Consider the following 14,468-nt stretch of genomic DNA (forward strand, 5'->3'; position numbering starts at 1 on the left):
CACTATAATTATTTATTAATTGTGCTAAAATTTTACTTATAGCGCATTTGTTTCGCCATCCTGGTCGAACATAATGAACATAACTTAATAAGCTAGGGATAAGCACAGAGGGGTAATTTGTAATTCTTTGTGTTTAACCCAGTTTGTTAAGGTTTTGTTATGGACTTTTTAGATTTAGATTTTTATTCCATCACCAGAGCTTTTTTATTCTTCTCTCTAGTTGGTTTTATGGTACTGTTAGAATATTTCTTTAGTTTTCAACATTTGGGTAAAGCAGGAATTCGAAAGCGAAGAATTAGAAACTGGTATTTGGGAATTATTAATATTATAGTTGCTATGCCTCTCAGTACTTTAACTGCCGCAGCCTATTGTCAATATTATAAAATTGGACTTTTTAATTTATTCAATATGCCTTTTTGGTTGGTTTTTATTTTGTGGTTTATCCTTTATGATTTATTTCTTTATTTATTTCATCGCCTGGGGCATGCCTCTTCTTTATGGTATTTTCATAAAATACATCATTCTGACAAATCTCTTAATGTTACTACCAGTTTCAGATTCCATCCTGGCGAATATCTTTTATTAAATCTATTAAAAATAGGGTTAATTGTCATTTTGGGTCCCTATTTCTTTGTGCTATTGCTTTCCGATTTTATTCAAGCAGTTCTTGTATTTTGGGGACACAGCAATATTGGAGTAAATATCAAATTAGAACGGGTTTTATCACGGGTAATTATTACTCCCAGATATCATTTATTACATCATACAGAGGATGAGTGTAAAAGAAATTATGCAACAGGACTAACCATATGGGATTATCTATTTAATGTTCGCGTCGAACCTATTTGGAATAATAATGATATAAATAAGTTAACTCTTGGGTTATCCAGAAAAACAAATTTTGACCGATTTAAAAATCTTTTATTAATAGATAAATTAGCCCGTTTTTTTGGTAGTTCTAGATTTGTTTATTTCAAATGTTCACTGATCGCGATGGGGGTCGTCATAACTTTTGGAATAGTTGAATTTTATTAATCGATTTTAGGCTGTCTGGTATTGATGCAAGATAGCCTATCCCATTATTACCCTGTTTATAGTGAACAGAGTGATGGCTCTAAAAATTTGGATCTATATCAAATTCTAACGATCCTGATGAAGTCGAAAGAAGTTTATTTTCCATGCTGAAATGTAGAATTAGCTTGTTGCTGATTAGACGTGTCTTGGGAATGGAAAATTCTATAAAAAAAACAATAGAGATTATAATAGGGTGAGGCTCCTGGAATAAAATCGGGGGCATCATTTACTGTTGTTTTCTTTGGTTCAGAATTCCTGGATGTTGCAAGAGTAGTTTGTTTTTGATTGTTATTTGTTTGTTTCATATATCTTATCCTTATTGAGAAAAAACAGATTGAATTTTTAAATTCGTCCTTATTACTCAGAACTGAAGACGTTGGTATTTTTAAAAATAAATGCCTTTATTTGTTATTGTTGGGGATTATAGTTTAGAAGGGTGAATAATTGTAGTGGTTGTTCTGGATATGCTATGGTTACCTAATCGAATAAAAATCAAGATTAGTAGTTTCAAGCATAAGGATTGAATGATGAACTGTTTCCCCTTCTTTGCTAAATCAAATCAAAATATTAACGCGGGAAAAACAGGAAAGGCATTGCAAGGATCGCTCCCAAGTTTTTCTATGAATAAAACAACGATAAAAGAAATCTGCTTTACAGATATTGTGTGTGATACCCATCCTTTTGTGTGGTATTACTATCCAGATCATAATCTGGCAATTTGGACCTCAAACCTTGCAGGAGCAGCTGAAAAATACTCCCCTGGTTTTTTACTTAAACAACTTTCAGGGATTCCTGGGATCACCATCAACGATGGGGACGCGGCTATCAAGGATGTGAATGCTTTTCGGCTGAGTCATCAAATGATTTCTATTAGAAATAGTGAGGGTTGCGAATATATTGGGTCTTCTTCTTTTTCTATGAGTTAATGGAAAACTCTCTACATAAAAACGTCATTATAGATAAAATGAAAATTTGGTTATTTCTGCTAATGTCTAATGATTAGCCTGATTTACAGAAAATAAGGGAATAGAAATGGCCCAGTATTTTAAGCATATCTGGATTATTATCATCTTCTTTTTATCTTCCTGTTATTTAAATTTTTTTAATAAGGATACGTTTTATAAAAAGGAAAAGGATCAGTTGCGTGTCGTCACTTACAACGTTAATCATGGCGGGAAGGAATGGCAAATTACTGCTCCTATGAAAACCATTAATGCTTTGAAGTTATTGGATGGGGATGTGGTTTTATTGCAAGAGACTAATGCTTATTGGGAGAGCTATTTTCATGAATATTTAGCTGCTCTATATCCTTACCAAATATTTAAACATGACAATCATGGGGGAGGATTGGCAGTCTTGTCCAAATATTCGATATTCAATCAAAGATATGTTAGTTCAATGATTGGTTGGCATCCAGGTTGGATCTTTGATGTCCATAGCACCACTGGGATAATTCAAATTGCAAATCTTCACTTAACACCACCCTTGATCAATAAGGAAAACCCGAGTTTTGATTTAAGCGCCTATTTTTCAAGCCCCCAAATAAGAGAAAAAGAAATTCGTTTCTATTATCAATTTATTAACCTGAACAGACCAACAATTATAGCGGGAGATTTCAACGAGGAAGATAATGGCTTTGTAGCTCAGTTTTTAAATCAGCATGGATTTACAGATGCCCAATCTAATCAGGGCAGACAAGCAAGTACCTGGAGATGGCATTTAGGGCCGTTTCTCCTGCATAGGAAGTTAGATCATATTTTTTATAATCAATATCTGGCGAAAGGCAGAGTGCAAGTTTTACAAAGAGGGGACTCCGATCATTTTCCTCTTGCGGTTGATTTAAAACAGCTCCATGTTTAATTCGGTTGCACTTCCTGGGTGATGTTCGAGTGACAAACGCCTGGTAGACTTCGAATTTGGTATTGCAGGATGTAAACATTGGGAAATTATGAACATAATGAGCATAATAAGATACAATTGGTCGTATTAAAATTGCAAATGAGCAGTCATGAAAACTTCTGTCGAAAAGCATTGGTCAAAAATCGAATATCTACATCATAGTGTAAAAAATTCTAATATCCACATAAAAGGTAAACACAGCTATTACAGCGACGCCTGGACTGGTAGTTTTGAAGAAACGGTCGTCCGATATCTTTATGGGGATGAATACAGTTTAAAATCATGGCAGCCACAATGGACAATTGATCAGTTGTATATTGGAGATTATGTCTGTATTGCTGCAGAAGCGATCATTATGTTAGGTGGAAACCATAATCATCGAATAGACTGGTTTTGCTTATATCCTTTTGAGGACAAATACGTTGATGCCTATCAAGGGAAGGGAGATACTGTTATCAAGGATGGTGTTTGGATTGGTATGCGTGCTGTTATTATGCCTGGTGTTACCATTGGAGAAGGAGCAATAGTGGCAGCAAACAGTGTTGTAACCAAAGACATTGAACCATATAGTATTGTTGTCGGAAGTCCTGCAAGAGTTATTAAAAAACGATTTGAGGATAATGTCATTGAACGAATTCTGAAGTTAGATATTTATTCCTGGAATGAGAAAAAATTTAATTTTTTAAAAAACGATATTTGTGCCAATAACATAGAACAATTAGAGCAAGCGTGTATGGCTTATGATCAAAATCATGCAAAATAAATAAAATGGCAACTATCAGAAAATTAAGATTAGGTGACGAACCTGCTTTGGAATTTTTTTTAAAGAATCATATTGATACGAGTATGTTCTTGCGCAGTAATCTTTATCATTCTGGATTGTATTATCGTAATGCACCCTTTCATGGTGATTATTTTGCTTCTTTTGATAATGCAGGGAAGATTGTTGGCGTGTTAGCCCATTATTGGAATGGCAATATTATGATGCAGTGCCCTGATATGAATATCTTAGCAGAACTGGTGAGGACTTTTCAAAAAAGAGTTATCAGAGAAATCGCAGGTATTTTAGGCGAGGAACAACAAGCAGATGTTGTCATTAAGCAACTAGGGTTGGTGCACATAGAATATTCTGTCAATTACCCGGATGGATTGTATGCGCTTGATTTACAAAATATGATTAAGCCAAGCAATTCTTATAAAGCCAAGTATCAATTAATAGAAGCTAGGCATTGTGATAAACAATTATTATATGAATGGTTCAATGCCTACCAAATCGAAGCCCTGGGAGCAGAGGAAGGGAGTTCAATTTTAGCCGATAGAGTTACGAATGAGGTCAACAGTACTCTCAAAGGAAATGACCGTTGGATTTTAGAGGTGGATGGCACACCCGTTTCGTTATGTGGTTTTAATGCCAGATTACCTGATGTTGTCCAAATCGGGCCAGTATGGACCCCAATGAAGTTGCGCAATCGTGGATATGCTCGAATAATTGTTGCGCTTAGTCTTAATGCGGCTCAAAAGAGGGGAGTTAGTCGAGCCGTATTATTTACGAATAATCAGCCCGCGATACAGGCTTATCAATCAATTGGTTTTAATAAAGTAGGCAATTATCGATTGGCAATATTAAAAAATCCTATTCGTTTAAGAAGTTAGTTATCAATAACTCAGGACTTACGAAAAACCCCCAACTCTTCGTTAAAAAATTTTTAATTCGGTCATTTAGTTTGTCTAACTCCCTAATTTAAAGTTTTTTTGCCTCGATCTTGGGGTTTTTCGTAAGTTTTGTACCTGTTAAACTCGAAAGGTTATTTGTTAAAAATAAAAAGATGGATATTAAAAAAAAACATAAAACATTGAAACGAGAACTAAGCCTGTTTGGAGCAACAATGATGGGGCTTGGCTCCATTGTGGGCACTGGTGTTTTCGTCAGTATCGGTCTTGCGGCGGGCATCACGGGCCCATCTGTTATTGTTGCTATTGCTTTGGCGGCACTTGTTGCAACTTGTAATGCCCTTTCCAGTGCCCAACTTGCAGCAACTCACTCTGTTAGTGGCGGGACTTATGAGTACGGATATCATTATTTACACCCTACCCTTGGGTTTACTGCCGGGTGGATGTTTTTGTGTGCAAAAAGTGCTTCTGCTGCAACAGCAGCCCTTGGATTTGCTGGCTATTTTATTTATTTATTGGGTCTGGGGACTGTGCCTATTACACCTATCGCTGTTATGGTGTCTTTCATATTAATACTTTTAGTGTTAAGCGGGATCAGAAGAACAAATGCGGTGAATATTATTATTGTAATGATTACTTTGGCGGCTTTGGCGGCTTTTGTACTATGTGGATTACCTGCTTTTATTCAGAAGGGAAGTACTAATCTGACTCCTTTTTTCCCAGTCTCAAAACAAGAAGGGTTAAGCAATTTTTTTTATGCTACTGCTTTAATGTTTGTGGCTTATACTGGTTATGGAAGAATTGCAACATTGGCTGAAGAAGTAAAAAATCCAGGAAAATTCATCCCCATGGCCATTATTATCACTTTAATTATTAGTGCCATACTTTATATCTCAGTAAGTCTTGTTGCAATTGGAGCAGTCGGAGTCGAAAAACTGGCGCAAGTCACGGAAACTAATGCCACTCCTTTGGAAATTGCAGCTCGCGCAATTGATATACCAACTTTAAATATTTTAATTTCAATTGGTGCTTGCACAGCAATGTTAGGAGTGTTGCTTAACTTAATTCTGGGTTTATCTCGTGTTGCTCTGGCTATGGGCAGAAAAGGAGATTTACCACAAATTTTTTGTCACGTATCAAAAAGAGGGCATGTGCCATTCCCAGCCATCATTGGTATCGGAATTGCAATTATTGGTCTTGTATTGACTGGCAGCGTTGAAACCACATGGACATTTAGTGCATTTACAGTATTAATTTATTACTCAATCACAAACCTTGCCGCTTTACGTTTGCCTAAAGAGGAACAACTGTATTCACCAATTTTCGCTATAGGAGGGTTAATATCCTGTCTTTTCCTGGCTTGTTGGGTGCCAGTCATGACATGGGTGGTTGGCGTTGCCCTAATTGTCTTAGGCCTTTTTTGGAAAACGGTTGCCAATCGTTTTCTATAATTGCAAGCAAAAAAGCAGATATGTTCTAAAATAAACATGACAATTGAGAAAAAGGAACAGCAATGATAGATGGAATTATGGTTTTATGGTTTATTTTGCTGATGCTCTCTTTGGCTTTTGTGGCTTATGACATCAGAGAGATGCCCATCGATTGGGTGCAAAAACTGGGATGGGGGTTGGTCGTAGCATATACCGGTCCTTTAGGCTTGTTCTTTTATTTATTAACTTGCAGAAGTCCCGGTAAAGGACTGCATGATTTATATACTAAAGCTCAGTGGAAACAGGCGGTAAACTCTGAAGTACATTGTTTGGCAGGTGATGCAACGGGCATTATCTTTGCTGCAATTTTTCTATCCTTTATCGATTTAGGCAATGGTGTAGAGCTCATTCTTGAGTATATTTCCGCATTTATTTTTGGTTGGGTTATCTTTCAAGCAGGGATGATGAGAACTATGTACACCAGCTATGGAGAGGCATTAAAGAAAACTTTTTTTGCTGAAACGGTCTCTATGAATTTTGTGATGATGGGTATGATTCCTGTCATGATGATTTTAATGAATTCTCTGGAATATGGCCGTAATCCCGCACATTTGCAATTCTGGTTTACTATGGGAATGGCTACTATAGTCGGTGGTTTTGTAGCTTTTCCAATTAATGACTGGTTGGTTAGGAAAAAATTAAAACATGGATGCATGACGTTGCCAGAGGGTGGAGAGTCTGGCGGGAGTCATATTGCTCATCATGGTAGTCATGGGGAACATGTGCACTCAAAAGGTAAAATAATGGATTCAAAAGAAGCTCATGGACATGCCCATCATGAAATGGGTAGTTTGCCCTTAAAAACGCAATTAAAATATGTAGGCATCAGTTTTGGTGTCTTATTGATTATTGTTTTGATAATGGCCTTTTTTGTCCCTTTAAAGGTGTAATATGGGGTATCAGGGCTTTGTCTTTCGAAGTAGATGGAGCCCTTTACTTTGTGACTCACACGCTAAGTCCAGATACACTACTCTTTAGCTTTGTATGATATTTTCAGGATGATGTTTTTTTAATATTTTAATAGCTTGTTGATGCTGTTTTTCTGAATGAGTGGTAACCCAGAGAACAAACCCTCCTTTTCTTTCTTGTTTTCTTATTCTTTTATCATGGGTGGTTTTGACTTTTTTTGCAATGAAGTACCAATGAGGATAGGGTAAATACCATGATCTGGGGATATATAGAACAAGGAAAAAGGAGAACTAAAAATCGTCTGGATTGAAGTATGAATCAGTTAAAGGCACCAGGTTGGGTAAGAATAATCCAACCTGGTAAATTTATTCTATCGAAGAGTTCTGGATATTGCTTTTCCAGTTGCTTTAACATCCTGTTTAGCCCCTGTGACAGTTCCTTTAACGGTATGGCACGCTGCTAATAAAGAAAAGCCTGCAATAAGAACCCCCGCGCGTATTAAACTCCTTTTTAAGTTGAACATAATTCCTCCTTTATGCTTTATGCTTTATGCTTTATGCTTTATGATGTTTATTTTGAATTGGATAAAAGAATTCTTTACTTAAAAGCATAGAAGAGTATCCTCAATTTTCAAGATAAAATTCCTGTCAAATGGAATATACAAAGAAAATAAGATGATCTTGAATTGATTCAGGACTTGCGAAAAACTCCAATCTCTTCGTTAGGTTATTGTCAATTTCAGTTTAAAAAACCAAGCAAAATATCAATGAGGCTTTAATCTGATCTTATTCAATATAAGCTACTTTAGCTATTGACTAATACTCGTGTTTTTTCATGATTCAAATTGTATATTTTCTTTAAACCATATGGTTACATTAAAAATTATTGAAATGTTATAAAACTGATACGGCCAGTTCGTTCTAAACGCGCTTCTTTAACATTAGTCAAATCACGTTCATTTAATTTTTCCCTGGCTACTTGTTTCAGATCTTCTTCAGTGACCTGATGTCTTTTTAAGGCACTCCAAATTAGTTGGCCATCTTGAATTAATATAACCGATTTTCCTTTAACCAGTTTTCCAAATCTGTGCGAATAAAAGGCAAAAATAGCAAATAACCAGTGTAAAAAAATGAGTAAACTACTACCAGCCATTGCGGATAATAATGTTGAGGCGCCATTGATTGCACGACTTAATACGGCACCGATGATAAATACAAAAATATAGTCAAATGCTGTTTCGAAATTGTACCTGGTATTGCCAACCCGAATTAAAAAAATTGCAAACACATAGATGATAAATGTTCTTATAAAGAGATATAAAAGATGGGGATCTGAATTAATCTTATTGAGATAGTAAATCCACATAATTATTTCAAGAAATTAAGTATTCTCAAACTATAAATAGAATCTCATTTTTTGCAATAGATTTATTAGGTTTTAAATGGATAGCTTATGAAGATATTTGCCTGGGTAAAGGTTAATCGGCTTCATTATAGAAATAAAGCTTAAAGAGATGGGCTCTGCATCCAGACAAATAAATCTCTACACTTTGATAATTCTTTTATATTCGAATTATTTTTTTTCTTTCATAAAGAGTTCATTAAGCTTGTCTTCATAAAAATGGTAATTCAATACCTTATATAATTCTTCCCGAGTTTGCATGTTGGAAAGAACATCTTTTTGTGTACCATTCTGGCGAATCGCATCATAGATTTTTTCGGCTGCAGCACTCATCGCTCGAAAAGCGCTTAAAGGGTAGAGAACCAAGCTGATGCCAGCTTCTTTTAATTCTTCCAGCGTAAATAATGGAGTGACTCCAAATTCAGTGATATTGGCTAATACCGGGACTTTGCATTGTTCGGTCAACGCCTGATATTCCTCGAGCTGACGCACTCCCTCAAAGAAAATCATATCTGCCCCAGCTTCAATATAAGTGTTAATTCTATCCATTGCTTTATTTAATCCTTCATTGGCTAGAGCATCGGTTCTTGCCATGATGACAAAATCGGGATCGGTTTTCGCATCCACGGCCGCTTTAATGCGATCAATCATCTCTTCTTTTTCAACCAATTCTTTTCCTGGACGATGGCCACATCGCTTGGCTTGAACCTGATCTTCAATATGAACTGCTGCTACTCCGGCTTTAATCATTTCTTTGATAGTCCGTGCAATGCTAAAAGCCCCTCCCCATCCGGTATCAATATCGACAAGTAAAGGCAAATCAACAGCACTCATAATTCGTCGTACGTCTTCAAGTACATCATTTAATGTGGTAATTCCCAAGTCTGGTAAACCGTAAGAAGCATTGGCTACCCCTGCTCCTGAAAGATAAATGGCATGAAAACCTGCTCTCTTGGCCTGCAAAGCGGTATAGGCATTAATTGTTCCAACAACTTGTAATGGCTTTTCTTTTAATAAAGTGTCACGTAATTTTTTTCCTTGGCTATCCCGCAAATTAGACATTTTGTTTCCTTATTTTGCTCATGATAAGAATATATTTCATAAAAATACCATCTTTAATTTATTTTGAATATTCTTCTAAGCTATGAAAAAGTGCAACTACGTTCACATTTAGAAAAAAATTTGGATGATTTTGTTTAACTGACATTTGATTTGTTCCTTGTTGCTGCTATCACACGAAACAGGCATACTAATATTTATTATGCCGCTACAAGCCGTCTATAAAGGAGAAGTGCATGCTACGTAGCATTGTTGCCCATATCTATCCGCCATTCGTTTTCTTATTTTGGGTATCTCTTTTTTTGATTCTTAGCAAGGTGCTTTTCTATTATAAACGCAAGAACATGCATATTAAGGTTGATATGCATGGTACAAGATTGGTTGTCAGTATGATAGGAGGTCTTTTTAGCATATTTCTAGGATTCGTAACGTTTATCTCATGGACCAATTACAAAGAAGCAACAGGTTTGGTTGCGCAAGAAGCGACACAAATATATACCATTTGGGAAAATAGCAGAGGACTGCCTTCTCCTGTTTTTCAAAATATTGATAAATCACTTAAAGCTTATGTTTTATCTATCCTCAACGATGAATGGCCTTCAATGAAAAAAGGGAACGCGTCACCCATTACTCAAGAGGCAAGTAATGTTATCTATTCAGAATTGTTGAAGTATCATCCATCGGACTCTTATTCCCAATCCTATTATAACAGAGCTGTTTCCTCTTTGAATGCAGCAACTGAAACAAGAAACCAACGTATCAATAGGCTTGATGTTCTTATCCCAACAGCCTGGTATTTTATGATCCTTGTTGGCTCATTTACGGTGATTATTGTTTCAATTTTTTTGCTGGAAGGAATTTTTGTGGAAATTTGTATTCAGGTGATGCTCTGCATATTCCTGGCATTTTATCTCACTGCAATTATCATCTTAAGCCATCCTTTGTCTGGTCTGATTACGATTTATAACCAACCATATAAGACTCTTATTGCAAAGATGAACACTTGATTTTTGTGTGATTTTGTATTTTTGTAGTCATTTCAAAATAGAAAAGCTACAAAATGACGATTTTATCTTTTCTCATCAAATCAGTTGCCGCATCAGAATTTATCAAGTTACTGGCATGCGGTTGTCCAATATATTGAAAAGAAAAAACAATATACTCGTTCAATCCCTTTAAAAAGAATGGGGCAGGCCAATGAGGTAGCAAAACTGGCTGTTTTTCTGGCTTCGGATGATTCATCGTTTATAACAGGTTCTCATTACCTTATTGATGGAAAAGCAGCAAGCCAGGATATTACAGACTCATCGATAAAAAATAAGGGGTGTTAATCGCAATGGTCTTGTAATACCCCTCTAGACCTGTTTCAACTGTTTTGCTCTTGGAGTAAGCATCGCGAGAACCAGGGCACATAAAAAGAGTGCGGGAACATCCCCCAGAAGATGCCCCATGTGCTCAGGATAATAAAATGCCTGTACGGCCATAATACCTCCGTGTACGATGCTTGACCAAACTGTAAACCAAATAAGACTAAGATTCTCTAAGGGATTACGAGCTGCAATTATTAAAAATACCCCCAGCGTTGCGTAAATTCCGAGGATCATCTGCAAATAGAGTGAAATGCCAATCAAGTGCCAAGCCCATCCCGCTGGCCAATAAACCGTTAATGGATAAATTCCAAAAATAAATATCAAACCTATAAGAACCAAAGCAATCTTTAAAATCCTAATTCTTTGATCCAGTTTCATATTTTCTCTCCATGAAAATGATTAAATATTACATTATATTTATTCACTGACTAATTCAAGCAAGGTCTTATCTTCTTTCAACTCAATAATTTGGTGTTGTACTTACTTCGTCAATAGGTAAAGCATAGCTATACTCAATTATTTCCTGGTTTATATGGGGACTGGTTATAACTATTGATTGCGCTTGTAATGTTAGATTTAATCAGTTTTGGGAGAAAGAGAGTTGTGTCAAAGAGGTTTGGTCGTGTATAAAATAATGGCAGTTTGTTATATAAGATTTTTTAAGATATCATGCCAACTGCAAAAATTTCGTCTTAGACCAGTAAAAATTTAGCACTTCTCATATAGAAAACCTTGTGTATCCTCGCAAAACAATAAACCAGGAGTAACTATGCCGGAATGGTTAAAAAAATTATTCAAAACCGAATCGAAAAGCTTACCTTCTCACCCTTATTTTGATGATATTGGTTTGCCAGTCAGAGATCAGATTTTCAGTTATCTAGGACTTAAAGATGTGGCAGCTTTGGCTCAGTGTGATAAGCAATTAAACACATTTTTTAAAAATCAGGACCAGGAATACTCCGTTACCTTTAAAGGAAGTAAAGAAGAAAAATGTACTTATTTTCAAATAACCGATAAGTTTCATCAGCATCATAAAAAACTGGAGGCTGTTGAAAATTCAGGGTGGAAACCTGCCAATCAGATTATTAGCAAAACGACCCAATGTTATGAAGCAGTGCTGGGTGCACAGGAAGATGTAAATGAAGATACAACGAAATGTCAACTTACTGTTTGCACTGGTTGTGGCTGCGGGATTGGTACTTGTGGAGGAACTATTGCTGGCGGCGTAGCTGGCAAGACGGTGTCAGATGCTTTTCTATGGGGTTTGGTAGGTTTGTTTGGTGGAGGTACGGCTGGGATATTTAGTTTATTTTGTTGTGCCGCTGTATATCAATGGGGATTGCTGCCTTTGGATGAATGTACAGAACATCAATTGAAGCAAAATGAAAAAGAAGCAAAGGAAATACAGAATGAAGCACCAAAGATTATGAAAATGGGTTAGTTACCTTTTATGTTCTTATCTAATTAGATCAGACTTTTATAGCTTTTATTGGTGCTTAGTAGCCAAGCTTGGATGAGGAACGAATACATTGTCGAGGGTCTGATTATTTGCAATCGAACTATTTTGATGAAATCCTGTTTTTATTGATCCAATAATATACATTAACTATAATGACGGCATTGTTTTTTCAATAATTGGCAAGATGCATTATTTATTTGTACATGGTTCCTGGCATGGTATGTGGTGTTGGGAAAAATTGATTCCATACTTACATCACCATGGGCATACAGTAAGCTTATTTGATTTACCTGGCAGTGGTAATCGGTTTTCTGAGATTAATGACATTGATTTTGCAACCCTTCTAAATTGTGTTGAAGAGCAAATTATGAAGTTAGATGAGCCTGTTAGCATTGTCGCTCATTCGTTTGCAGGACTGCTTGTCGCCCCGCTGGCAGAGAAATATGTTAAAAAAATAAATAAAATCTTTTACTTGGCTGCCTGGTTACCAAGAGAAGGTAAATCTTTAGTTGATATGGCAATGGCCTACAATAATTCAGAACTTCCATCAATTTTTATTAATTCTGACAATCCGCAATGGACAACCATTGATCCGGAAGGGGCCAAAGATATTTTTTACCATGATTGTTCAACACAAGATAAAGTCTTTGCCAGTCAACTGATAAAACCCAAAAATAAAATCCCGGATCATACTCCACAAAATGCAGTTAACCCGGAACAAAGCTTGAAAAAAAGCGTGTACGTCTTATGTACCAAAGATAAAGTTGTCCACCCCTCATCACAACGAGACATGGCAAAACATTATGGTTTTTCTGATTCCCAAATCATTGAATTCCCTACAGGCCATTCCCCTTTTCTTGCCAATCCAGGTGAATTAGCCAATATATTGTGTGCCAGTTAAAAGCAGTGATACTTATTCTAATGCGTTTAACAGCCGGTGTTTCCTGAGTTGCAAGATATTTTGTGAACTAGCGAATTGTGCACCTTTGGATAAACAGATCATGAGGCATGTGGTTTTGTTGTGATTGACGCGGAGTTACTCAGATAAATGGCTGACATCATCAAGCTGGCCCAGAGTACGACCAAGATGTTTTTCATGGTTTATCTTCCAATAACGACGCTGAGCTTTAAACGGCATAAGCAGCAAATTCATCAATGTATTATCCGCGGGTTTCAAATATCCGGGCACTCCAATTGTTATAGCCTGCTGCGGAATGTTCAGTTTTAATGTTTGATGCAGGCGATCCCAGAAAGAAAATACAACGCTATAATTTCGATTGGTTTCATTTTGATAGTCCGAATGATGAATGCCATGCATTCTAGGCGTAACAATTATTTTATTAATTATTCGCTCAAAACGAATCGGTAATCTGACATTGCTGTGATGAAAAAACGTACAAGCCTGAAAAACAAATTCATAACAGAAAAATGTGATTGGATTGACGCCAATCAAGCCCAGTTGGATTAATCTAAACATGCTTGAATAAGCTATTTCTATACAGTGGAATCGCATGGAGGTTGTCACATCCAAATCAGGATCGGCATGATGTACGTTGTGAAAACGCCATAACAGAGGAATTTCATGATTCAGACGATGCCAGTAATAAAATGTTAGATCCATCAATAAAAAACCTGACACAAAGAGTAACAAATGATTAAAGGGAAGCAAGGACAATAGCCCAAATTTATGCGTTTGTGTCAGGCTAATAGTCCATTTGCTAATGGGACTAATCAATAAACTCGCAATAGCAAAAACAAGAATGGTGAGAGAGAAGTTAACTATCATGCGTGATAATAATGGACGCCTATGTTTTCGTAATGGCCATTTGTGCTCAATTATTAAAAGCGAGCAATAGAAGAAGAATAAAATAATACCTGCAATATACTGCATATGTGTAAAATTATTATTTCCGAGCATAATTTAATAAAATATCTCAGGTCAATGTCTCAAAACAATGCCTTTGAAAAGCATCAAAAGCAAGATTTTTCGAACAACACTCAGATCTAAAAGGATTAATGAAAAAAGTCCCTCATTAATGCGTTACGCTCATCGTCTTCTTCATTATTATTGTTCCCACCAACCTTACTGTAAGATGACGTTTGAGACAAGACAGGGTTTTTCACGAAAAATACGCT

The 14,468-nt window shown here is 36.2% G+C and carries 17 protein-coding genes; 11 read left to right on the plus strand and 6 right to left on the minus strand.

Annotation, left to right across the window (positions count from 1 at the left end):
* Nucleotides 1-159 precede the first annotated feature (159 nt).
* Nucleotides 160-1,035, plus strand: a complete 876-nt coding sequence (locus tag ACZ5EK_RS00235; protein ID WP_464430775.1) for a sterol desaturase family protein — start codon at nucleotides 160-162, stop codon at nucleotides 1,033-1,035.
* Nucleotides 1,036-1,169: 134 nt separating this feature from the next.
* Here the strand turns inward: ACZ5EK_RS00235 and ACZ5EK_RS00240 are convergent, their stop codons facing one another.
* Nucleotides 1,170-1,379, minus strand: a complete 210-nt coding sequence (locus ACZ5EK_RS00240) for a hypothetical protein (RefSeq protein WP_464430777.1) — start codon at nucleotides 1,377-1,379, stop codon at nucleotides 1,170-1,172.
* A 219-nt stretch (nucleotides 1,380-1,598) separates the two neighbouring features.
* Between ACZ5EK_RS00240 and ACZ5EK_RS00245 the strand changes: the two genes are divergently transcribed.
* The 6 genes from ACZ5EK_RS00245 (at nucleotide 1,599) to ACZ5EK_RS00270 (ending at nucleotide 7,024) form a co-directional block, all read left to right on the plus strand.
* A complete protein-coding gene (locus ACZ5EK_RS00245) occupies nucleotides 1,599-2,000 on the plus strand; it encodes a hypothetical protein (protein WP_464430779.1) in 402 nt (133 codons plus the stop codon).
* A gap of 106 nt (nucleotides 2,001-2,106) precedes the next feature.
* Entirely contained in the window at nucleotides 2,107-2,934 is an 828-nt protein-coding gene (locus ACZ5EK_RS00250) for an endonuclease/exonuclease/phosphatase family protein (protein ID WP_464430781.1), read from the plus strand.
* Between the two features lie 148 nt (nucleotides 2,935-3,082).
* Nucleotides 3,083-3,736: a CatB-related O-acetyltransferase gene (locus ACZ5EK_RS00255; RefSeq protein WP_464430783.1), complete on the plus strand. Its 654-nt coding sequence runs from the start codon at nucleotides 3,083-3,085 to the stop codon at nucleotides 3,734-3,736.
* 5 nt (nucleotides 3,737-3,741) lie between these two features.
* Nucleotides 3,742-4,626 (plus strand): GNAT family N-acetyltransferase, encoded by an 885-nt coding sequence (locus ACZ5EK_RS00260; RefSeq protein WP_464430786.1) that lies wholly within the window; start codon nucleotides 3,742-3,744, stop codon nucleotides 4,624-4,626.
* A gap of 173 nt (nucleotides 4,627-4,799) precedes the next feature.
* Complete coding sequence (locus tag ACZ5EK_RS00265; protein WP_464430788.1) at nucleotides 4,800-6,095, plus strand: APC family permease; 1,296 nt, start codon at nucleotides 4,800-4,802, stop codon at nucleotides 6,093-6,095.
* A gap of 62 nt (nucleotides 6,096-6,157) precedes the next feature.
* On the plus strand, nucleotides 6,158-7,024 hold the full coding sequence (locus ACZ5EK_RS00270; RefSeq protein ID WP_464430790.1) for a DUF4396 domain-containing protein: 867 nt from the start codon (nucleotides 6,158-6,160) through the stop codon (nucleotides 7,022-7,024).
* Between the two features lie 389 nt (nucleotides 7,025-7,413).
* On the opposite strand, the gene ACZ5EK_RS00275 is transcribed toward ACZ5EK_RS00270, so the two are convergent.
* The 3 genes from ACZ5EK_RS00275 to prpB form a co-directional block, all read right to left on the minus strand.
* Nucleotides 7,414-7,566, minus strand: coding sequence for a hypothetical protein (locus ACZ5EK_RS00275; RefSeq protein WP_464430791.1), 153 nt, complete (start codon nucleotides 7,564-7,566; stop codon nucleotides 7,414-7,416).
* Nucleotides 7,567-7,925: 359 nt separating this feature from the next.
* Entirely contained in the window at nucleotides 7,926-8,408 is a 483-nt protein-coding gene (locus tag ACZ5EK_RS00280) for a DUF421 domain-containing protein (RefSeq protein WP_464430793.1), read from the minus strand.
* A gap of 207 nt (nucleotides 8,409-8,615) precedes the next feature.
* The gene (gene prpB / locus ACZ5EK_RS00285; protein WP_464430795.1) at nucleotides 8,616-9,506 is read right to left on the minus strand and encodes a methylisocitrate lyase; all 891 of its coding nucleotides are present in this window, start codon (nucleotides 9,504-9,506) and stop codon (nucleotides 8,616-8,618) included.
* 233 nt (nucleotides 9,507-9,739) lie between these two features.
* On the opposite strand from prpB, the gene ACZ5EK_RS00290 reads away from it, so the two are divergent.
* Together ACZ5EK_RS00290 and ACZ5EK_RS00295 are read left to right on the plus strand one after the other, a co-directional pair.
* Nucleotides 9,740-10,510, plus strand: coding sequence for a bestrophin-like domain (locus ACZ5EK_RS00290; RefSeq protein ID WP_464430796.1), 771 nt, complete (start codon nucleotides 9,740-9,742; stop codon nucleotides 10,508-10,510).
* Between the two features lie 84 nt (nucleotides 10,511-10,594).
* Complete coding sequence (locus ACZ5EK_RS00295; RefSeq protein ID WP_464430798.1) at nucleotides 10,595-10,834, plus strand: SDR family oxidoreductase; 240 nt, start codon at nucleotides 10,595-10,597, stop codon at nucleotides 10,832-10,834.
* Nucleotides 10,835-10,858: 24 nt separating this feature from the next.
* Here ACZ5EK_RS00295 and ACZ5EK_RS00300 read toward each other — a convergent pair whose 3' ends face one another.
* Nucleotides 10,859-11,251: a DUF6632 domain-containing protein gene (locus tag ACZ5EK_RS00300; protein WP_464430800.1), complete on the minus strand. Its 393-nt coding sequence runs from the start codon at nucleotides 11,249-11,251 to the stop codon at nucleotides 10,859-10,861.
* Between the two features lie 391 nt (nucleotides 11,252-11,642).
* Between ACZ5EK_RS00300 and ACZ5EK_RS00305 the strand changes: the two genes are divergently transcribed.
* Both ACZ5EK_RS00305 and ACZ5EK_RS00310 read left to right on the plus strand, forming a co-directional pair.
* Nucleotides 11,643-12,314 (plus strand): hypothetical protein, encoded by a 672-nt coding sequence (locus ACZ5EK_RS00305; protein ID WP_464430801.1) that lies wholly within the window; start codon nucleotides 11,643-11,645, stop codon nucleotides 12,312-12,314.
* Between the two features lie 202 nt (nucleotides 12,315-12,516).
* Complete coding sequence (locus ACZ5EK_RS00310; protein ID WP_464430802.1) at nucleotides 12,517-13,233, plus strand: alpha/beta fold hydrolase; 717 nt, start codon at nucleotides 12,517-12,519, stop codon at nucleotides 13,231-13,233.
* Nucleotides 13,234-13,368: 135 nt separating this feature from the next.
* On the opposite strand, the gene ACZ5EK_RS00315 is transcribed toward ACZ5EK_RS00310, so the two are convergent.
* Nucleotides 13,369-14,250, minus strand: coding sequence for a sterol desaturase family protein (locus tag ACZ5EK_RS00315; protein ID WP_464430803.1), 882 nt, complete (start codon nucleotides 14,248-14,250; stop codon nucleotides 13,369-13,371).
* Nucleotides 14,251-14,468 lie beyond the last annotated feature (218 nt).

The organism is Legionella sp. JM-2024, from assembly GCF_055389095.1.

Excerpts from the sequence above, each read along its gene's own strand:
- ACZ5EK_RS00235 (WP_464430775.1), top strand. The coding sequence starts at position 160 with ATGGACTTTTTAGATTTAGATTTTTATTCCATCACCAGAGCTTTTTTA.
- ACZ5EK_RS00240 (WP_464430777.1), bottom strand. The coding sequence starts at position 1,379 with ATGAAACAAACAAATAACAATCAAAAACAAACTACTCTTGCAACATCC.
- ACZ5EK_RS00245 (WP_464430779.1), top strand. The coding sequence starts at position 1,599 with ATGATGAACTGTTTCCCCTTCTTTGCTAAATCAAATCAAAATATTAAC.
- ACZ5EK_RS00250 (WP_464430781.1), top strand. The coding sequence starts at position 2,107 with ATGGCCCAGTATTTTAAGCATATCTGGATTATTATCATCTTCTTTTTA.
- ACZ5EK_RS00255 (WP_464430783.1), top strand. The coding sequence starts at position 3,083 with ATGAAAACTTCTGTCGAAAAGCATTGGTCAAAAATCGAATATCTACAT.
- ACZ5EK_RS00260 (WP_464430786.1), top strand. The coding sequence starts at position 3,742 with ATGGCAACTATCAGAAAATTAAGATTAGGTGACGAACCTGCTTTGGAA.
- ACZ5EK_RS00265 (WP_464430788.1), top strand. The coding sequence starts at position 4,800 with ATGGATATTAAAAAAAAACATAAAACATTGAAACGAGAACTAAGCCTG.
- ACZ5EK_RS00270 (WP_464430790.1), top strand. The coding sequence starts at position 6,158 with ATGATAGATGGAATTATGGTTTTATGGTTTATTTTGCTGATGCTCTCT.
- ACZ5EK_RS00275 (WP_464430791.1), bottom strand. The coding sequence starts at position 7,566 with ATGTTCAACTTAAAAAGGAGTTTAATACGCGCGGGGGTTCTTATTGCA.
- ACZ5EK_RS00280 (WP_464430793.1), bottom strand. The coding sequence starts at position 8,408 with ATGTGGATTTACTATCTCAATAAGATTAATTCAGATCCCCATCTTTTA.
- prpB (WP_464430795.1), bottom strand. The coding sequence starts at position 9,506 with ATGTCTAATTTGCGGGATAGCCAAGGAAAAAAATTACGTGACACTTTA.
- ACZ5EK_RS00290 (WP_464430796.1), top strand. The coding sequence starts at position 9,740 with ATGCTACGTAGCATTGTTGCCCATATCTATCCGCCATTCGTTTTCTTA.
- ACZ5EK_RS00300 (WP_464430800.1), bottom strand. The coding sequence starts at position 11,251 with ATGAAACTGGATCAAAGAATTAGGATTTTAAAGATTGCTTTGGTTCTT.
- ACZ5EK_RS00305 (WP_464430801.1), top strand. The coding sequence starts at position 11,643 with ATGCCGGAATGGTTAAAAAAATTATTCAAAACCGAATCGAAAAGCTTA.
- ACZ5EK_RS00310 (WP_464430802.1), top strand. The coding sequence starts at position 12,517 with ATGCATTATTTATTTGTACATGGTTCCTGGCATGGTATGTGGTGTTGG.
- ACZ5EK_RS00315 (WP_464430803.1), bottom strand. The coding sequence starts at position 14,250 with ATGCTCGGAAATAATAATTTTACACATATGCAGTATATTGCAGGTATT.